Genomic DNA, 16,564 nt, shown 5'->3' with positions numbered 1-16,564 from the left:
CCCCCACCACCACGGCACCGAGCCCGACCCCGACCCCGACGGAGTGCGACCGCTTCCTGTGGTGGTGCACGTAAGACTTCGCCGGTGCGAAGACAGGGCGGGTCACTGTCGACCGCCCGGGGGCGGAGCCGTTACGGCCCGCTGTGGATCAGCGACGCCCACAGGTGCGGTCGACCGGGATGCTCGGTGCGCAGGTGCCGGACGACGCGGTGGAGCGCGGTGGCCGCCTCGTCGGCGGACGGGGTGTCCGGCATCAGCCGGTAGAAGTGATCGGCCGCGTCGGCCGCGACACGGTCGTCCAGCGGCCACAGACTCGCGACGACATGCCGGAACCCGGCCAGGTGGAACGCGGAGGCGAGGTGGATCGACTCGTCCGCGTGCCGCCGGCCGACGTGACCGGTGGAGCACGCGGACAGGTAGGCCAGTTCGGCCTCGTGGAGGTCGCGGCGGCCGATCTCCGCGATGGACAGCACCCCGTCGTGGAGATGGAGGCCGCCCTCGGAGGGGGCATCCGGGTCGGTGCCGGCGTGGCAGGCGAAGTGCGCCCAACTCGCCTCGGACAGCGCTCCGGTCACCCGGGCGGCGGTGGCCTGCTCGTTGGTGAGCAACGGCATGTCCGGACGGGCCGCGTGCAGGCTCGCCGCCTCGGCGGCGGTCGCCGGCAGGTCCGGCAGGCCCGGGGTCCGGTCGAGGGCGACGGTGAGCCGGCGCAGGGCCGTCGCGGCCGGACGTCCCTGCGCACGGGCCAGGGCCCGCAGCGTGGGCGTGTAGGACGAGACCACCCGGTCGAGCGCGCCGGGCCCGCCGGGGTGCCCGGCCGCGTGCAGCGGCAGCAGCGCGAGCGGCCCGGTCGGCATCCACCACACGCGGGGGAGCACGCCGTCCTCGGTACCGAGCCGGTGTCCGACCGCGTCGAGGACCGGCTCCACGGCCCTGTCCCACAGCCTGCCGAGCAGCTCCGTCAGCACCCGCTGCCGGCGCAGCTCGCCGGTGAACGTCCCGGCGTCGTGCGTCGCCTCCGTCAGCTCCACGGCCCAGGCCTCGACGTCGGCCAGTCGCAGGTCGGGCAGCGGTACCAGCAGCGGCGGACCCTCGGCGGTGACGACGATGCCGTCGCACCTCTGCAGCCCCGCGTTGAGCAGTACGACCGCCCCGCCGGTGGCGGCCGGACGCAGCTCGTCCCACGTCGGCGGGAGCAGGAACCGCTCCAGGCCCGGCAACCGGCGGATCTCCGTCAGGACGGCGTCGTGCTCGGACCACAGCCTTCTGCGCCGGTCCACGTGGTCGATGTCCTGGCCGTCGTCGGCCGTGGCCATGGCCGGGGGGTCCGGCGCGTTGAGGGCGTCGCGGACACGGCTCAACCGGCGGGCCAGGGCGGGGTGTTCGGCCTCCAGGTCCGCGAGGGGCGTCCGCAGCGCCAGCCGGGACGCCAGCAGGATCGACCGGCCCAGCTCACCGGCCTGGACCGCGCCGCCCGGATCGTCGAGGGCACAGTGCACGGCGATCGTCTCGCCGACCAGTCCGTGGTTGGCGCCGAGGCGGTACTCGTGGTCCGCCGCCGAGGTCTCCCGCGCCGCGACCGACGGCAGCAGCTCCACCGCCGTGTCGTACAGCAGCCTGGCGGTGCGCGGTTCGTCCAGCAGGTAGGCGAGCCGTCCTACCGCCCAGCAGGCGCGGACCCGGTCCAGCGGGGGTGACGTCGTGGCCGCGAGCGCGTCCTGGGCGAGCCGGGCGATCCGCGACCGGTCGAGGGTGCCGGCGCTGTTCCACCGCCGTTGGTAGCAGGTCGCGAGGAGGTAGACGCGTGCGGCCCGGTTGGGCTGGTCGCCGGGGGTGGCCGTGAGCGCCTCCTCCACGGTGTCGACCGCCCGGTCGAGGTCGGCTGTGTTGCCGGTCCGCTGGAACCGCAGCCGGTAGGCGTGGCCGAGGCCGACCAGGTATCGCGTGCGGTCCGGATGGCCGGCCGGGACCGCGGCGGTCGTCTCCCGCGCCAGCTCGACGAAGCGGTCCAGGTCGACCGGGTCGCCCGCGTGCTCGTACCGCTTCTGGTGGGCCCGCGCGAGGTTGAACAGGCGCAGCGCGCGGTCGGGATGGTCCGCGGGCGTGGCCGCGACCGCCAGGAGTGCGAGGTCGACGGCGCGGTCGAAGTCGGCCGCCGCGCGGCTGCGCTGGGACCGGTCCTGGTAGGCGATCCCGAGGCCGTTCAGGTACATGGCGCGGGCCGGGTGGTCGGCCGGTGTCGCGGCCAGGGCCTGTTCGTGGTGGGCGAGGGCCCGGTCCAGATCGTGCAGGCTGCCGTTGTGCCAGAACCGTTGGCTGAGGGTGCTGCCGAGGTTGTTCAGGTGCATCGCCCGGTCCGGATGGTCGTCCGGAGTGGCGGTCACCGCGCGTCTGCCGGCGTCGATGGCGGCGTCCATGTCGGCCGGCTCCCCGGTGCGGGCGAACCGGGACCAGTGGGCGAGACCGAGGTTCGACAGGCGGTACGCGAGATCCGGGTGGTCGGTGGGTGTGTCGGCCACGGCCTGTTCCTGGTGCGCGACGGCCAGGTCCAGATCGGCCACGTCCCCCAGAAGTGCGAACCGGCTCCGCAGGGCCGCCGCGAGGTTGTTCAGGGCGGTCGCGCGGAGCGGGTGGTCGGCCGGTGTCGCGGTGACGGCCCTGTGCAGGTACTCGACGGCCCGGTGCACGTCGGCCGGGTTCGCGGTCCGGTCGAAGCGCGCGTCGTACGCGGTACCGAGGTTGGACAGGCGCAGGCCGCGCTCCGGGTGGTCGGTGGGTGTGGCGGCGACGGCCCGTTCGTAGTGGTCGACGGCCCGGTCCAGGTCGGCCACGTCCCCCAGTCGTTCGAACCGTGTGTGGTACGCGACACCGAGGTTGGACAGGAACGTCGTGGCCTGGCGGTACCCCTCGGGTGCCGTGGCGACGGCACGCCCCAGGTGGCGGATGGCCCGGTCCAGGTCGGCCGGGTCGCCGAGCCGTTCGAACCGCGCGTGGTACGCCATGCCGAGGTTGGACAGGTAGGCCGCCCCGTCGGGGGCGTCGTCCGGGGCGGCGGCCACGGCCTGTTCGTGGTGGTCGATGGCGCGGTCCAGGTCCGTCAGGTTCCCGGTCCGCTGGAAGCGGGCGTGGTGGGCGACGGCGAGGTTGGACAGGGCGGTCACCCGGAACGGGTTGCCGGCGTCGGAGACGGCTCGTTCCCCGAACGCGATGGCACGGTCCAGGTCCGCCTGCCGCCCCGCCCGGTCGAACCGTGCCCAGGAGGCGGTGCCGAGGTTGGTCAGGACGGTCGACCGGTGCGGGGAGTCGGCGGGCAGGGCGGTGAGGGCCTGTTCGCCGGTGTGGAGGGAGCGGTCGAGGTCCGCGAGGTGCCCGGTCGCCTCGAAGCGCCGCAGGTGACCCGTGGCGAGGTTGGTCAGGACGGTCGACCGGTGCGGGGAGTCGGCGGGCAGGGCGGTGAGCGCCTGTTCGCCGGTGTCGAGGGAGCGGTCGAGATCCGTGCGGTGCCCGGTCGCCTCGAAGCGCCGCAGATGGCCTGTGGCGAGGTTGGTCAGGACGGTCGACCGGTCGAGGGAGCCGTCGAGGGTGACGGCCAGCGCGCGCTCGCCGATATCGAGGGAGCGGTCCAGGTCCGTGCGGTGCCCGGTCCTCTCGAAACGCAGGACATAGCCCGAGGCGAGGTCGGTCAGGATGACCGGCAGGTGCGGGGACCCGGCGGGGGCGACGACCGTGGCGCGCTCGTCCGCGCTCACCGCCCGGTCCAGGTCGGCGGGGTGCCCGGTCCGCAGGAACCGCATCAGGAGGCCCGTGCCGAGCGTGGCCAGATGGAACGCCAGGTTCGGATCGCCGGCGTTCGCGAGGACGGCCCGCTCCGCGAACTCGACCACCCCGTACAGGTCGTCGGGGTGCCCGGCCCGCCGGAACCGCAGCAGATGGGTGACGGCGAGGTTGCCCAGGATCAGCGCGGCGTTCGGGTCGCCGGCCCGGAGGGCGGCCACGGCCTGTCGCCCGACGTCGATCGACTGCTCGGCGTCCTCCTCCCGTCCCGTCAGCGCGTACAGCGCCCGGTGGGTCTCGGCGAGGTTGTACAGACGGGTGGCACGGTACGGATGGTGCGGCGGGGTCAGGGCGAGGATGCTCCGGAACAACGGGACACAACGGGCCAGCAGGGTCGTGTCACCGGCTCGGGTGGCCCGGTCCAGAAGGTCGACCGCCTGCTGGTTCAACTGCTCCGGATCAAGCCGGTGGTCGGAGCTCATCGACCATGAGACTATCGGCCGACTGACGGAAGGGGGAGCCGTGGTGGACGCCGAACGAGCGGCCCTGACCACGCTGTGCAAGGAGTTCGACGCGCTGATCGGCGAGACGAGGCTCCACACCGCGGCACGTCAGGAACTGCTGGAACGGATCGCGGCCGAGGCGCGGGCCCGGCGCCCGGTGCTCGCCCTGCTGGGCGAACTGCTGCACACCGACCGCGAGACCACCCTGCGCACGCTCGCCACGGGACTGCCGGGAGCCGGGCCGGGGACCGCCCGAGCGGAGAACTTCCGCTGCCCTGACGGCGCCTGCGACCGGACGGCGGTGCCGCCGCCCGCGGGTGCCCTCCCGCGCTGCGCGGTCATGGGCCGGCCCATGGCGCGGGGGTAGCTCAAGTGGGCGGATTCCTCCAGCAGTTGGCCAAGACCTTGGCCGACCGGTGGATCAGCCTGCTCGTGCTGCCCGGCGCGTTCTTCCTCGGCGCGGTGTGGCTGTCCGTCAACCTCGGCCAGGCCGACGCGTGGAACGCCGCGCTGCTGACCCGACGGGCCGAGCACACCATGACCGAGATCGCCGGCCAGCCGAGCGGCGCACAGGCACTGCTCGTCGTGGCCGTGCTGGCGGCCGCCTCCGGCACGGGCTTCGTCGTGCAGACACTGGCCGCGGTCACCCGACGGATCTGGCTGGGACCGTGGCCCCGCCCCTTCGCCCCGGTCGCGGCGGCGCGCACGGCACGCCGGCGGGCACGGTGGTACCGGCTCGTCGAGGAACGCCGGGCGCTCGAAGCCGTGAACCCGGCCGTGCGCACCCGTGAGCGGCAGGACCGGATCGACGCCGTGGCCCAGCGCATCACCCGACTGTCCATGGCCGAGCCGGGCAGGCCGACCTGGATGGGCGACCGGATCCACGCCGTGGAGTCCATCGCCCACCACCGCTACGGACTCGACCTGGCCTACGGCTGGTCCCGCCTCTGGCTGGTGCTCCCCGACACCGCGCGGGCCGATCTCACTGCCGCGCACTCGGCGTTCGCCGCCGCGGTCGCCACCGGCACCTGGGCCGTGCCCTACCTGCTGCTCACCGCGGTGTGGTGGCCCGCCGTGCTGATCGCCGCGGGCATCGGCCTGACCGGGTGGGCCCGCGCCCGCGCCGCGGTGGCCGAACTCAGCACGCTGACCGAGGCCACCCTCGACCTGCACGGCCGGACCCTGGCGGCCGCGCTGGGCGTCGGTGACACCACCGAGGGGGCCGGTCCGCTCACGATCGGCGAGGGTGAGCGCATCACCGACCTGGTGCGCAAGGGCCGCTAGGGCCTGTCTGACAATTCCCGTCGTCGCCCGGAGGGCGTGCATGGCGTCGCGAGGCAGACGGAATTGTCAGACAGGCCCTAGCCGCCCGCCCCCGCAGCGGCGTCCGGCGGGTACGACCCGGGGCCGCGGTGGGTGCCCCGGTCACGCGTCCCGCATCCGCCGCAGCAGGTCCCGCAGTGACTCCCGCTCGCCCTGGGACAGCCCCGCCAGTGGCTCGCGGGCGAACCGGAGGCCCTCGCGGAGTTCCCGGGCCACCTGGAGTCCCGCCTCCGTCGCCGCCGCCACCTTGACCCGGCGGTCCGCGGGGTCGGGTCGCCGTTCCACCAGTCCGCGCGTCTCCAGCCGGTCCACTATCCCCGTGACGTTCGACGGCTCGCACTTCAGTTTCTGGGCCAGTCTGCGCATGGGCAGCGGCTCCAGGGAGAGCAGACTCAGCAGCCGCGCCTGCGCCCCCGTGAGGGCGTGCTCCGCGGCCGCGTCCTCGTAGTCCGAGTAGAAGCGGGCCACCACGTCCCCGATGAGCTCCACCACTTCCATGGTGAGCGCGTCGGGCCGGGTCTTGTGAGGAGTGGGCATGGGCTCCAGGATACCCCTTTACTTGACAACCTGAAATATTCAGGAGCATGGTTGTTTAAGGCACTGAAGTAAATGGAAAGGTCGCAGGCATCATGATCAACCGCGAATGGCACCTCGTCTCCCGCCCGGTCGGCTGGCCGAAGCCCGAGGACTTCGCCCTGGTCGAGACGGAGGTGCCGACCCCCGGCGAGGGCCAGGTGCTGGTCCGCAACAAGTACCTCTCGGTCGACCCGTACATGCGCGGCCGGATGAGCGCCGCGAAGTCCTACACCGCGCCCTTCGAGCTCGGCAAGGTCATGCAGGGCGGGGCGGTCGGCGAGGTCGTCGAGTCCAACGCCGAGGGCATCGCCGTCGGCGACCACGTCCTGCACTTCTTCGGCTGGCGCGAGCACGCGGTCATGGACGCCAAGCACGCCGTCAAGGTGGACGCCGACGCGGCCCCCCTGTCGACGTACCTCGGTGTCCTCGGCATGACCGGTCTCACCGCCTACGCCGGTCTCCTGCGCACCGCCTCCTTCAAGGAGGGCGACTCGGTCTTCGTCTCCGGTGCCGCCGGTGCCGTCGGCAGCCAGGTCGGGCAGATCGCCAAGCTCAAGGGCGCCTCCCGGGTCATCGGCTCGGCCGGCTCGGACGAGAAGGTCAAGCTGCTGGTCGAGGAGTACGGCTTCGACGCGGCCTTCAACTACAAGAACGGCAAGGTCAGCGACCAGCTCCGCGAGGCCGCCCCGGACGGTGTCGACGTCTACTTCGACAACGTCGGCGGCGACCACCTGGAGGCCGCCATCGGCTCCCTCAACCAGGGCGGCCGGATCGCGGTCTGCGGCATGATCTCCGTGTACAACAACACCGAGGCGGCCCCCGGCCCGCGCAACCTCGCCCGGCTGATCCAGACCCGCGGCCGCATCGAGGGCTTCCTGGTCGGCGACCACTATGACCTCCAGCCGGAGTTCGTCGCCGAGGTCGGCCCGTGGGTGGCGTCGGGGCGGCTCAAGTACCGCGAGACGGTCGTCGAGGGCATCGAGAACAACCTGGAGGCGTTCCTCGGGGTCCTGCGCGGCGACAACACCGGAAAGATGATCGTCAAGCTCTGACCCCTGTGCTGGATTTCCGGCATGCGGTAACTTCTTTCCGAATCCCGCCGTCGATCGTGGGCGCGAGTCGCGGTGGACCGAGGAGGAAGACAACCGCATGTCCATCCAGCAGACCGATGTCCTCTACACGGCCGTCGCCACCGCCGAGAACGGCCGCGACGGCCGTGTCGCCACCGACGACGGCAGGCTCGACCTGGTCGTCAACCCGCCCGAGGAGATGGGCGGCAGCGGCAAGGGCACCAACCCCGAGCAGCTCTTCGCGGCCGGTTACAGCGCCTGCTTCCAGGGCGCCCTGGGCGTCGTCGCCCGCCAGGAGAAGGCCGACATCTCCGGCTCGACGGTCACCGCGAAGGTCGGCCTGGGCAGGAACGCCGACGGTTTCGGCCTGATCGTCGAGATCTCGGCGGCCATCCCGAACGTCGACACCGGGACCGCCCGGGCCCTCCTTGAGAAGGCCCACCAGGTCTGCCCGTACTCGAAGGCGACCCGCGGGAACATCTCCGTGACGCTCGTCTGACGGAGCCCGTGGGTCGCACGAGGCGGAGGCGGCACCCCTGGACGTGGGGTGCCGCCTCCGTTCCCGTCACACCGCCAGGGCGGCCCGGTGCACGGCCCGCACGAACCGCTCGTTCTCCGGCGCCGCCCCTCCCGGGAACGCCATCCGGCGCCGGGTGTAGCCGTAGGCCAGTCCGCTGCGCGGGTCGGCGAAGGCCTGGGAGCCGCCGGCGCCGCTGTGGCCGAAGGAACCGGCGCCCAGGTAGGGGTGCCACATGTCGGCCGTGGCCTGGAAGCCCAGGCCGTACGACCTGTGGGCACGGGCCACCAGGTCGTAGCCGGCGGAGTGGATCTGCCCCACCTCCGCGATCGTGTCCGGCTTCAGCAGGGGCGGCCGGTCGGCCACTTCGCTGATCGCCGCCGCGTACATCCCGGCCAGCCCGCGTGCGGCGGCCACTCCGCCCGCCGACGCCGGCCCCTTCGCGCGCACGGCACGGGAGTTGGCGTAGCCGGCCAGGTCGCCCGGGTCCGGCGCCTGCTGGTTGAAGGCGATCGCGGCCAGGGTGTGCGGACCCGTCGGCAGGGCGTCCAGCAGGGCCTGCTGCGTGGCCGTCGGCGCCATCGGCTGCACGGAGCGGTAACGGGGTTCCAGGGCCTCGGGCAGCCCCAGGTGGAAGTCCAGCCCGTACGGCGTCCGGATCCGCTCCTCGTACACCTCCTGGAGCGTGCGGCCCGTGGCCCGCCGTACGATCTCGCCGGTCAGCGCGCCGATCACGAGCGCGTGGTAGCCGAAGGCCGTGCCGGGGCGCCAGAACGGCTTCTGGTCCGCGAGCCGTTCCGCCATCGCCCGGTCGTCCGCCAGCTCCTGCGCGCTGAACCCGGCGTCCAGCCCCACCACCCCGGCCCGGTGCGCCAGCAGGTCCCGCAGGGTGAGCTGACCCTTGCCCTCCGCGCCGAACTCCGGCCAGTAGTAGGTGACTTTGCGGTCAAGCTCCAGCGTGCCCTCCTGGACGAGGAGCGCGACCACCAGATGGGCGGCCCCCTTGGTCGACGAGAACACGCCGTACAGGGAGTCCGGTCCCGCGCCCTCGCCGGCCCACAGGTCGACCACCCGCCTGCCGTGCACGTACGCGCTCAACTGCCCCTCGTAGTCTGGTCGTTCGCCCGACACGAAAGCGGCGAACTCCTCGCGCACCGCCTCGAAGCCGTCGGCGACGGTGCCGTGGATCTCCTGCGTCATCCGCTCTCCTCAACCTCAGCCGCTGCTCGCGTGCGCCATGGTGAACAACGCCCGTCCGACCTGGGCGAACTCCCCCTTGGGGTGATCCCGGAAGAGTGGCTCGGTGCCGAACAGGACGGCTTGCGGGCCACTGACGACCGAGGCCCGTCCGGCCGCGGCGGCGGGACCGCCCGAGCCGTCCGGCAGGGGCCGCCAGTGCCCGGAGACCAGCGGGTTCCCGGTGGCGTACCGCTGCTCGACACGCACCCCCGGCCCGAGGTCGGTGAACCAGACCGGCGCGTAGACGAAGCCGTGCGCCGGGGCCCCGGCCGTCACCGGACCCGAACTCACCACGCGCACCACGCCGTTGGCGTCGCCGTTGCCCTCCACCGGCTTCGCCGCCAGCAGCCCGGTGTCCGCGCTCAGCGCGGCCCCGATGGTCCCGCGTCCGACGAGCCCGTGCCCGGCGCCCAGGAAGGCGTCCAGGGCCGTCCGGGCGCCGCTGGTGAGGTCGTCGCGGTCAAGACCCGCCGACACGAACAGCACGTCCACCGACGACCAGTCGAAACCGGCGTTCAGGACGGCCGTCGAGACCGGCGTGACCTCGAAGTTCATCTCCCGCAGCGCGAACAGCTCGCCGGAGGTCACGGCCGCGGCCACCCGGGTGCGCCGCAGCGCGGCCGTGCCCTTCTGCCGCGTCGCGCCGAACACCACGTCGTAGGTGCGGGCGGCCTCGGCGGCGAGGGTCCGCGCCGACGCGGGCACGATTACACTCCCGTCGGCGGCCCGCCGTACCGCAACCCCCTGCTGGAGCAGCGAGTTGAGGGCCGCGATCTCCCGCGGGTCGGTCAGCCGCAGCCGCAGGTCGCCGCGCGGGGCGACGGACCCGACGGGCGCGGCGGCCGTGACGGGCCGCAGGGCCGCACCGGCCAGGCTCCCGGACGGCACCGGCGTGACGGTGGCCCCCCACAGCCGGCCCAGGCTCCAGCCCGAGATGTCGTACATCACCGAGACCTTGTCGCTGATGTCCCGGCCGTCGGCGAGCAGCGCGTTCGCCAGGCCCCGCTTCGGCTGGCGCATGTCGACGACATACGTGCCCCTCGGGTACGTCCGTCCGCCGAGCCGCAGCTCACGGCTCGCGCGGTCGACGCGGACGTCGTCGGCGAGGAGGTGGTCGACGAGACGGGCGGCCGCGGTCGAGCCCGCCGGGATCACGTAGGCGCGCGGGAACCTGGTGGTGTACACGTCCTCGGGCCCGATGCCCGGCACCCCGGGGACCGTCTCCTCGGACACCGGCACCTGGGCGGCCCCCGCCGCCCCGCGCCGGAACACCTCGATCTGGTCGGCGATCAGCGAGGTCCGCCGCTCCCGCACGAAGTCGAGGGTCGCCGTGATGGCCGCCCCCGCGACAGCCGTGTTGATCGCGGACCGCCGCCGCAGCTCCGCCACCGGCAGGCTGTCGTAGAGGGAGTTGTTGACGGCCAGCGGGATCTCCACCGTGTGCGCGGCGACCGTGCCGTGGAAGGCCGCGTACTGCGGGGTGAAGATCGGCGGCCAGTCGTCCCAGCCCTCTTCCTGGTCCCGGAAGGGGATCTGCGCGGGCTCGACACCGTCCTTCGCGGGCGTGTGGCCGAGGCCGTTGACGGCGGCCTCCATGCCGAGCGCGTTGGCGTAGGTGTTCTTCAGAAAGAGGTCGTACTCGTAGTTCTCGCCGTGCGGGGGAGTGGTGGGCTCGATGAGCGTGCCGTTGACGTAACCATGCAGGTCGAGCATGACGGCCGGCTGCTTGTCGATCTCGATCTGCCGCATCGCCCGGGTCTCGGGCTGCGAGGCGGTCACGAAGTCCCGGTTCAGGTCGAAGCCGTTGGCGTTCGCCCGGGTGCCGGCGATCCGGCCGTCGGGGTTGGCGGTGATGTTTAAGTACAGCCGGGAGTGGGCGAGCAGGTCCCTGGTGCGCCTGTCCTGGGCCGTGGCGAGCCGTTCGATGATCTTCAGGGAGGCGTCCGTACCCTCCCACTCGTTGCCGTGGATGTTGTTGTTGAAGAACACCGGCGCCTTGTAACCCGCCCTGATCTCACGGGACTCGGCGGCGGTCGCGGGCGCGTTCTCGATGAGCTCGCGCATCCGCTCCTGGACGCGGGCCTGGGCGGTGGTCTCCGGGGCGGTCACGGTGACGAGGTAGAGCCGGTGCCCGCCCGCCGAACGCCCGGCGACCTCCACGCTCACCCGGTCGCCCAGCCGCTGAAGGGCGTTGAGCCGCGGCGCGATCGCGTGGTACGGCGTGAGGCCCAGCTTCACGGACCGGTCGGCCGGGTTCTCGGGGTCGGGGGTGAGGACCTGCTCGCGGGGATAGCCGCGGGTGGTGTCGGAGAGGCCGGTGACGGGGGCGGTGAGCGACCGCCGGGCGGCGCTCTCCGGGGCCCGGGCCAGGCCCTGGTCGTGGGCGCGCTCGCGGGTGGGGGGCTCGGGGTCGGCGCTCGCGCCGGTCGGGGTGAGCAGCAGCGAGCCGGCGAGGGCGATGAGCAGGACGGGTCTCGCAGGAACGGTTCTCGTGGTGAGCACGCGTACCTCCTCCGGGGCTTCCTGAGATCGGTACGGCGAGATGTACCTGTTCGACTCAACCGCAACAAGAGGGAGTTGGTGGCGCGGATGCCCCGGACGGCGCAACTCGGGCGCCCGGACCGGGCCCGCGGCCGTCTCCGCGGCCCGGGAGTCACCCGATAGGGTGCGGGACATGCGTGATCTCGGGGCGGGTTTCCACTATCTCCTGAAGGGCCAGCGGTGGGTGGCCCGGCACGGCAAGCAGTACGGCTTCGGGCTGGTTCCCGGCCTGATCACCCTGGTGCTGTACGTGGCGGCACTGGTGGCGCTGGCGGCCTGGGGCGAGGACGGGGTGTCCTGGGCGACCCCCTTCGCCGACGACTGGTCCAGCCCCTGGCAGGGCCTGTTCCGCGGCTTCCTCACGGCGGTCCTGTTCGCGCTGGCCCTGCTCCTCGCGGTCCTGACGTTCACCGCGGTCACCCTCCTCATCGGCCAGCCCTTCTACGAGAACCTCTCCGAGAAGGTGGACCGGGACGTCTCCCCGGACGGCACGGCCCCCGAGTCGGGTCTGCCGCTCTGGCGCGAACTGTGGATCTCGGCCAGGGACAGCCTGCGCATCGTGGTACGGGCGGCCCTGTGGGCGGTCCTGCTCTTCGCCCTCGGCTTCGTGCCTGTCGTCGGGCAGACCGCGATCCCGGTGATCGGCTTCTTCGTGACCGGTTTCTTCCTCACCGAGGAGCTCACCGCGGTGGCCCTCCAGCGCCGGGGCGTGGAACTCCGCGCCCGCCTGGCCCTGCTGCGCTCCCGCAAGACCCTCGTCTGGGGCTTCGGCACCCCGCTCGGCCTGTCCTTCCTGGTCCCCTTCGTCGCGGTGTTCCTGATGCCGGGCGCGGTGGCGGGAGCCACCCTGATGGCCCGGGACCTGCTGGGGGAGGAGACGCGGGACGGGGACGAGGAGCGCGACGAGCCGGACGGGGAAGCCGTGTCCGGTGAACTCGGCGCCTGAGCCCACGATCCGCCCGGCGACGCACACGGACGCGGACGCGGTCTTCCGGCTCCTGTGCGACCTCGCCACCACCTACCGTCCCGACCGCACCCGCTACGAGACCGTCACCTTCCCCCAGGTCCTCCGGGCGGCCGCCGAGGACCGGGCCGAGTTCCTGGTCGCCGAGCACGGCACGCGGGTCGTCGGCTACGCCTACGCGGCCCGGCTGCCGACCCTGTTCGCCGGGGGCACCGTCCTGGAACTCCTGGAACTCGCCGTGGACGTACCCCTGCGCGGCCACGGCACGGGCTCCCGGCTCGTCCGGGCCGTGCAGGCCCGCGCGCGGCACGCCCAGGACGTGGAGATCACCGTGCCGACGCGCAGGGCCGCCGGCTTCTACCGCCGGCTGGGCTTCACCGAGACGGCGGTCTGCCTCAAGTGGCCTGCTCCACCGCCACCGCCAGAATCGCCCGCACCTGCGCGATGATGTCCAGCCGGTTGCGCACGAACTCCGGATCGGTCACCGTCCCCGTCGCCGGATCCGTGTTCCCCGCCCCGAACTGCAGCACCGGCGTGTGCACATGGCCGCCCGGCAGGACGTCGTGCAGCCCGAGCCGGTCCCGCAGCAGCGTGGCGCGGTACGCGATCTCGTTGGACAGGTAGTCCCCGCCACCGCCCGCCCTCGCCGTGGACCCCGGGGTCGGCCCGTCCGGACGGACGACCGGCTGCGTCCCTCCCGCCGGGATCTCGGTCACGCTGGTGTTGTCGTAGACGGGGAAGCGCCCGGTCTCCGCGTCCACGATCGCCCGGTACGGCAGCGTGGTCGTCGTCCACTGCGGCTGCGAGGCCGGATCGTCGACCGGGACCGTCCCCGTCACCCCGATGGTGTCGTTGTCCGGGAACCCGCCCCGCCAGGCCCCGTTGGTCCGCTCGACGTCGAACCGGCCCACCCGCCCCTGGCTCACGGTCGTGAACAGGTCCACCTTCTTCAGATACGGCCGCAGCGCCCGCTCCACCGTCCGGTCGGTGAAGTCCTGCCACCGCACCGGGAACACGACGGTCTCCACCCGCGCCGGCCCGTCCGCCGTCTCGATCACCGTCCCGTCGAGGGCCAGCGCGGTGGCACCGGACGGATTCGAGATCCGTATGTCCCGGTCCAGCGTGAACGGGTCGAACCCGGTGACGAGCACCCGCTTCAGCCGCTCACCGCCCGGATACCGCACCGCCGTCTGCCCCCGCGACGTTCGCTCCAACTCGTCCAGCAGAGCGGCCCGTTGCTCCTCCGACAGCCCGAACGACGGTTCCCAGGTCCGCACCGCGCGGGTCATGCCCAGCCGCGCCCAGTACAGGGGCCGGTCGTCGTCCCGGCTCAGGTCCCCGGCGGCCGGTCCCCGCCCCTGCGCGCGGTCCACGGCCCGCTTCCACAGCGCGGCCCCCTGCCGTACGACGACCTGCCGTGCCTGCGCGTAGGAACGCGCCGACCCGAGCGCCCGTGTGAAACACACCGGCACGGCGTCGAATCCGGACCGTTCGAGGATCTCCCGCGGCACGGCCTGGTCGAGCCGCCGCTCCTCCACCGTGGGCGAGGGCGCGGTCGCGGCCGCCGCCGGGCTCATGGCGACCGACGGCCCCGCCAGCAGGGCCAGCAGCGTGAATCCGGGTACGCCGATCCGAACGCGTAGACGTATCAAGGGAGTTCAGGTCCTTCCGTCGCTGTGGGGCGCGAGTGGTGCCGGACCACGGCAGTATCGCGTGACGGGAGTGGTCTACGCCATGGGGAGTGACGTACGGGGGATCCGGCCCGCCGCCTCCCGCAGCGCCCCGACGAACGCCGCCACGGCCGGCGAGGACGACCGCCCGCGCGGCGTCGCCGCGTACACCGCCCGCGCCGGAGCCCCCTCGTCGAGCACCGGGAGCAGGACGACGTCCGGCCGCACGGACCCCGCGGCGAGCGCCGGGACCAGCGTCACCCCGAGCCCGGCGGCTACGTACCCCTGCTTGGCGGTCCACTCGCCGACGACGTGCGCGATCCGCGGCCGGAAGCCCTGCCGCAGGGCCGCGTCGAGGAGCGTCCCCTCGGGGCGCGGGCTGCCGGAGATCCAGTCGGCGTCCGCGAGCCGCCCGAGCCGCACCGGCCCACCGCCCGCACCGGCCAGCGGATGCCCGGCCGGGACGGCGACATACAGCGACTCGTCGAGCAGATGGCTCACCTCGTACGCCGACAGCGGCGCCCCGCCGGTTGTGGAGACCACCGCGAGGTCCAGCCGTCCCTCGGTCAGCCGGTCCAGCAACGACGGGGTGAGGCCCTCCTCGCGGGAGACCCGCACGCCCGGATGACGGGTGCGGAAGACGCCGAGGGCGTGCGGGACGAGGGCCGCGTCGGCGGTCGGGAACGCCCCGAACCGCAGGTGCCCGCCGGTCAGTTCACGCAGCGCCGCCAACTCGCGCGCGGCCCCCTGAAGCGCCCCGGTGACGGTCTGCGCGTACGGCACGAGCACCCGCCCCGCCTCCGTAAGCCGGACACCCCGCGGCAGCCGGTCGAACAGCGGCGCCCCGCCCAACGCCCCCTCCAGCGAGGAGATCTGCCGGGACACCGCGGACTGCGTCCAGCCCAGGGTGCGCGCGGCCACGGTGAACGACTCGTGCCGGGCGACCTCCAGGAAGACCCGCAGCCAGACGGTGGCGAGGTCGGGAGGCAGATCCTTGTGATGCGGGTTCGGCATGGCAGCCATGCTGGACATTCGCTTGTCGCATCGCAAGGGCGGTCCTAGCGTCGACGGCATGCAGATCACCCTGGACAACCCCGCCGACGCGCCCCAGCCCCTGAGCCCCTATTACTCCCAGGTCGCCCGCGTCGAACAGGCCGACGGCGGCGCCCTGTTGTTCGTCTCCGGCCAGATCGCCGAGGGCGCCACGCTCGCCGAGCAGTCCCGGGGCGTCTTCGAGACCCTCGCCGCGCTGCTGGAGGCCCACGGGGCGAGCCTGGCCGACGTCATCAACATCCGCACCTACCTCACGGACATCTCGGAGCTGGACCAGTACGGCGCCGTACGCCGCGAGTTCCTGACCGGCACCCCGCCCACCAGCATGACCTTCGAGGTGCCGCGGCTGTTCAGGCCGGAGGCGCTGATCGAGGTCGAAGTCGTGGCGGCGGTGTCCGCGGGCGGGTGACCAGACCCGTGACGGCAGCCGACCTGGGCGTGTGTGCGCTCGGCAAGGCTCCCGCCGTCGTCCGGGGCCGGTGAGCCTCAGTCCACCGGCTCACCCAGCAGTCGCAGGAAGTCCCGGAACGCCCCCGGCATGTCCACCGACTCCGGGTCCAGCAGCCACTGGTACTGGAGGCCGTCCATGACCGCGACCAGCAGCGGCGCGGTGCGTTCCGGGCTCAGTCCGCCGGGGAGCCGGTCGCCGTACTCCGCGCGCAGCGCCACCGCCATCGATTCCCGCACCCGGGTGTAGCGGTCGGTGAAGTACTCCCGTGCCGGATGCCCCTCCGTCACGCTCTCGCCGAGCAGTGCCGAGAAGGTCTGGATGATGCCGGGCCGCATCGCGTTGTACTCGACGAGCGAGGCGAGCAGGTCGACCCGCCAGGTGCCGTTCGGCACGGCGTCCCACTTGTCCCGCTCCTCCAGCACCGCGACCAGCAGCGCGTCCTTGGTCGGGAAGTGGTGCAGCAGCCCCTGCTGGGTCAGCCCGACCCGCTCGGCCACCGCGGCCAGGCTCGCGCCCCGGTAACCGCGCTCGGCGATGACCTCCAGGGCCGCCCGGACGATCTCGGCCCGGCGCTCCTCACTTCTGGTCCTGGCGCTCATGGCGTCACCGTACGACATGCCGCCCCAGTGAATGTAACGTCAGGATAACGAAACCTACCGCTCGCCAGGTAACCGATGCACGATGAGGGGACCGCACGGACTTCAACGAGGAGGCACCGCCATGGCGGCACCCGAGGGACCCGAGGGCATCACCCCCGCCGACCAGGCCCGCGAGGCGGCCGTCGAAGCGGCACTGGCCCGGCTGGACCTGGACGCCAAGGCCCGGCTCCTGGCCGGCCAGGACATGTGGACCCTGCCCGCCCTCCCCGGGATCGGTCTGGCCT

14 protein-coding genes are annotated in these 16,564 nt (G+C 73.1%); 7 read left to right on the top strand and 7 right to left on the bottom strand.

The window, feature by feature from the left end; genetic code table 11:
• Positions 1 to 131: 131 nt before the first annotated feature.
• Positions 132 to 4,256 carry a CHAT domain-containing protein gene (locus tag AOJ26_RS39105; RefSeq protein ID WP_159044504.1) on the bottom strand — a complete coding sequence of 1,375 codons (4,125 nt, stop codon included), beginning with the start codon at positions 4,254 to 4,256 and terminating at the stop codon, positions 132 to 134.
• Between the two features lie 43 nt (positions 4,257 to 4,299).
• Here AOJ26_RS39105 and AOJ26_RS39100 point away from each other — a divergent pair, with 43 nt between their 5' ends.
• A complete protein-coding gene (locus AOJ26_RS39100) occupies positions 4,300 to 4,644 on the top strand; it encodes a hypothetical protein (protein ID WP_199828921.1) in 345 nt (114 codons plus the stop codon).
• 5 nt (positions 4,645 to 4,649) lie between these two features.
• Entirely contained in the window at positions 4,650 to 5,561 is a 912-nt protein-coding gene (locus AOJ26_RS39095) for a hypothetical protein (RefSeq protein ID WP_053853092.1), read from the top strand.
• 141 nt (positions 5,562 to 5,702) lie between these two features.
• Here AOJ26_RS39095 and AOJ26_RS39090 read toward each other — a convergent pair whose 3' ends face one another.
• Entirely contained in the window at positions 5,703 to 6,137 is a 435-nt protein-coding gene (locus AOJ26_RS39090; protein WP_053853091.1) for a MarR family winged helix-turn-helix transcriptional regulator, read from the bottom strand.
• 92 nt (positions 6,138 to 6,229) lie between these two features.
• Between AOJ26_RS39090 and AOJ26_RS39085 the strand changes: the two genes are divergently transcribed.
• Positions 6,230 to 7,228 carry an NADP-dependent oxidoreductase gene (locus AOJ26_RS39085; RefSeq protein ID WP_053853090.1) on the top strand — a complete coding sequence of 333 codons (999 nt, stop codon included), beginning with the start codon at positions 6,230 to 6,232 and terminating at the stop codon, positions 7,226 to 7,228.
• Positions 7,229 to 7,325: 97 nt separating this feature from the next.
• Entirely contained in the window at positions 7,326 to 7,745 is a 420-nt protein-coding gene (locus tag AOJ26_RS39080; protein WP_053853089.1) for an organic hydroperoxide resistance protein, read from the top strand.
• Positions 7,746 to 7,811: 66 nt separating this feature from the next.
• Here the strand turns inward: AOJ26_RS39080 and AOJ26_RS39075 are convergent, their stop codons facing one another.
• Both AOJ26_RS39075 and AOJ26_RS39070 read right to left on the bottom strand, forming a co-directional pair.
• On the bottom strand, positions 7,812 to 8,963 hold the full coding sequence (locus AOJ26_RS39075; protein ID WP_053853088.1) for a serine hydrolase domain-containing protein: 1,152 nt from the start codon (positions 8,961 to 8,963) through the stop codon (positions 7,812 to 7,814).
• A gap of 15 nt (positions 8,964 to 8,978) precedes the next feature.
• Positions 8,979 to 11,504, bottom strand: a complete 2,526-nt coding sequence (locus AOJ26_RS39070; RefSeq protein WP_053853087.1) for a M14 family zinc carboxypeptidase — start codon at positions 11,502 to 11,504, stop codon at positions 8,979 to 8,981.
• 172 nt (positions 11,505 to 11,676) lie between these two features.
• Between AOJ26_RS39070 and AOJ26_RS39065 the strand changes: the two genes are divergently transcribed.
• Positions 11,677 to 12,489, top strand: coding sequence for an EI24 domain-containing protein (locus tag AOJ26_RS39065; RefSeq protein ID WP_053853094.1), 813 nt, complete (start codon positions 11,677 to 11,679; stop codon positions 12,487 to 12,489).
• Entirely contained in the window at positions 12,473 to 12,955 is a 483-nt protein-coding gene (locus tag AOJ26_RS39060; protein ID WP_053853086.1) for a GNAT family N-acetyltransferase, read from the top strand. Before AOJ26_RS39065 ends, AOJ26_RS39060 begins: the two co-directional genes overlap by 17 nt.
• Here AOJ26_RS39060 and AOJ26_RS39055 read toward each other — a convergent pair.
• Together AOJ26_RS39055 and AOJ26_RS39050 are read right to left on the bottom strand one after the other, a co-directional pair.
• The gene (locus tag AOJ26_RS39055; protein ID WP_053853085.1) at positions 12,903 to 14,159 is read right to left on the bottom strand and encodes a pyroglutamyl peptidase; all 1,257 of its coding nucleotides are present in this window, start codon (positions 14,157 to 14,159) and stop codon (positions 12,903 to 12,905) included. The genes AOJ26_RS39060 and AOJ26_RS39055 overlap by 53 nt on opposite strands.
• A gap of 75 nt (positions 14,160 to 14,234) precedes the next feature.
• Positions 14,235 to 15,191, bottom strand: coding sequence for a LysR family transcriptional regulator (locus AOJ26_RS39050; RefSeq protein ID WP_053853084.1), 957 nt, complete (start codon positions 15,189 to 15,191; stop codon positions 14,235 to 14,237).
• 58 nt (positions 15,192 to 15,249) lie between these two features.
• On the opposite strand from AOJ26_RS39050, the gene AOJ26_RS39045 reads away from it, so the two are divergent.
• Positions 15,250 to 15,639 carry a RidA family protein gene (locus AOJ26_RS39045; RefSeq protein WP_053853083.1) on the top strand — a complete coding sequence of 130 codons (390 nt, stop codon included), beginning with the start codon at positions 15,250 to 15,252 and terminating at the stop codon, positions 15,637 to 15,639.
• Positions 15,640 to 15,716: 77 nt separating this feature from the next.
• Here AOJ26_RS39045 and AOJ26_RS39040 read toward each other — a convergent pair whose 3' ends face one another.
• Positions 15,717 to 16,298, bottom strand: coding sequence for a TetR/AcrR family transcriptional regulator (locus tag AOJ26_RS39040; RefSeq protein ID WP_053853082.1), 582 nt, complete (start codon positions 16,296 to 16,298; stop codon positions 15,717 to 15,719).
• Positions 16,299 to 16,564 lie beyond the last annotated feature (266 nt).

Origin of the sequence: Streptomyces sp. NRRL B-24085, from assembly GCF_001282115.1 — a bacterium.
Taxonomy (GTDB): domain Bacteria; phylum Actinomycetota; class Actinomycetes; order Streptomycetales; family Streptomycetaceae; genus Streptomyces.
Note: the sequence above shows the minus strand (reverse complement) of the source record. Positions and strands in the feature narration are given on the sequence as shown.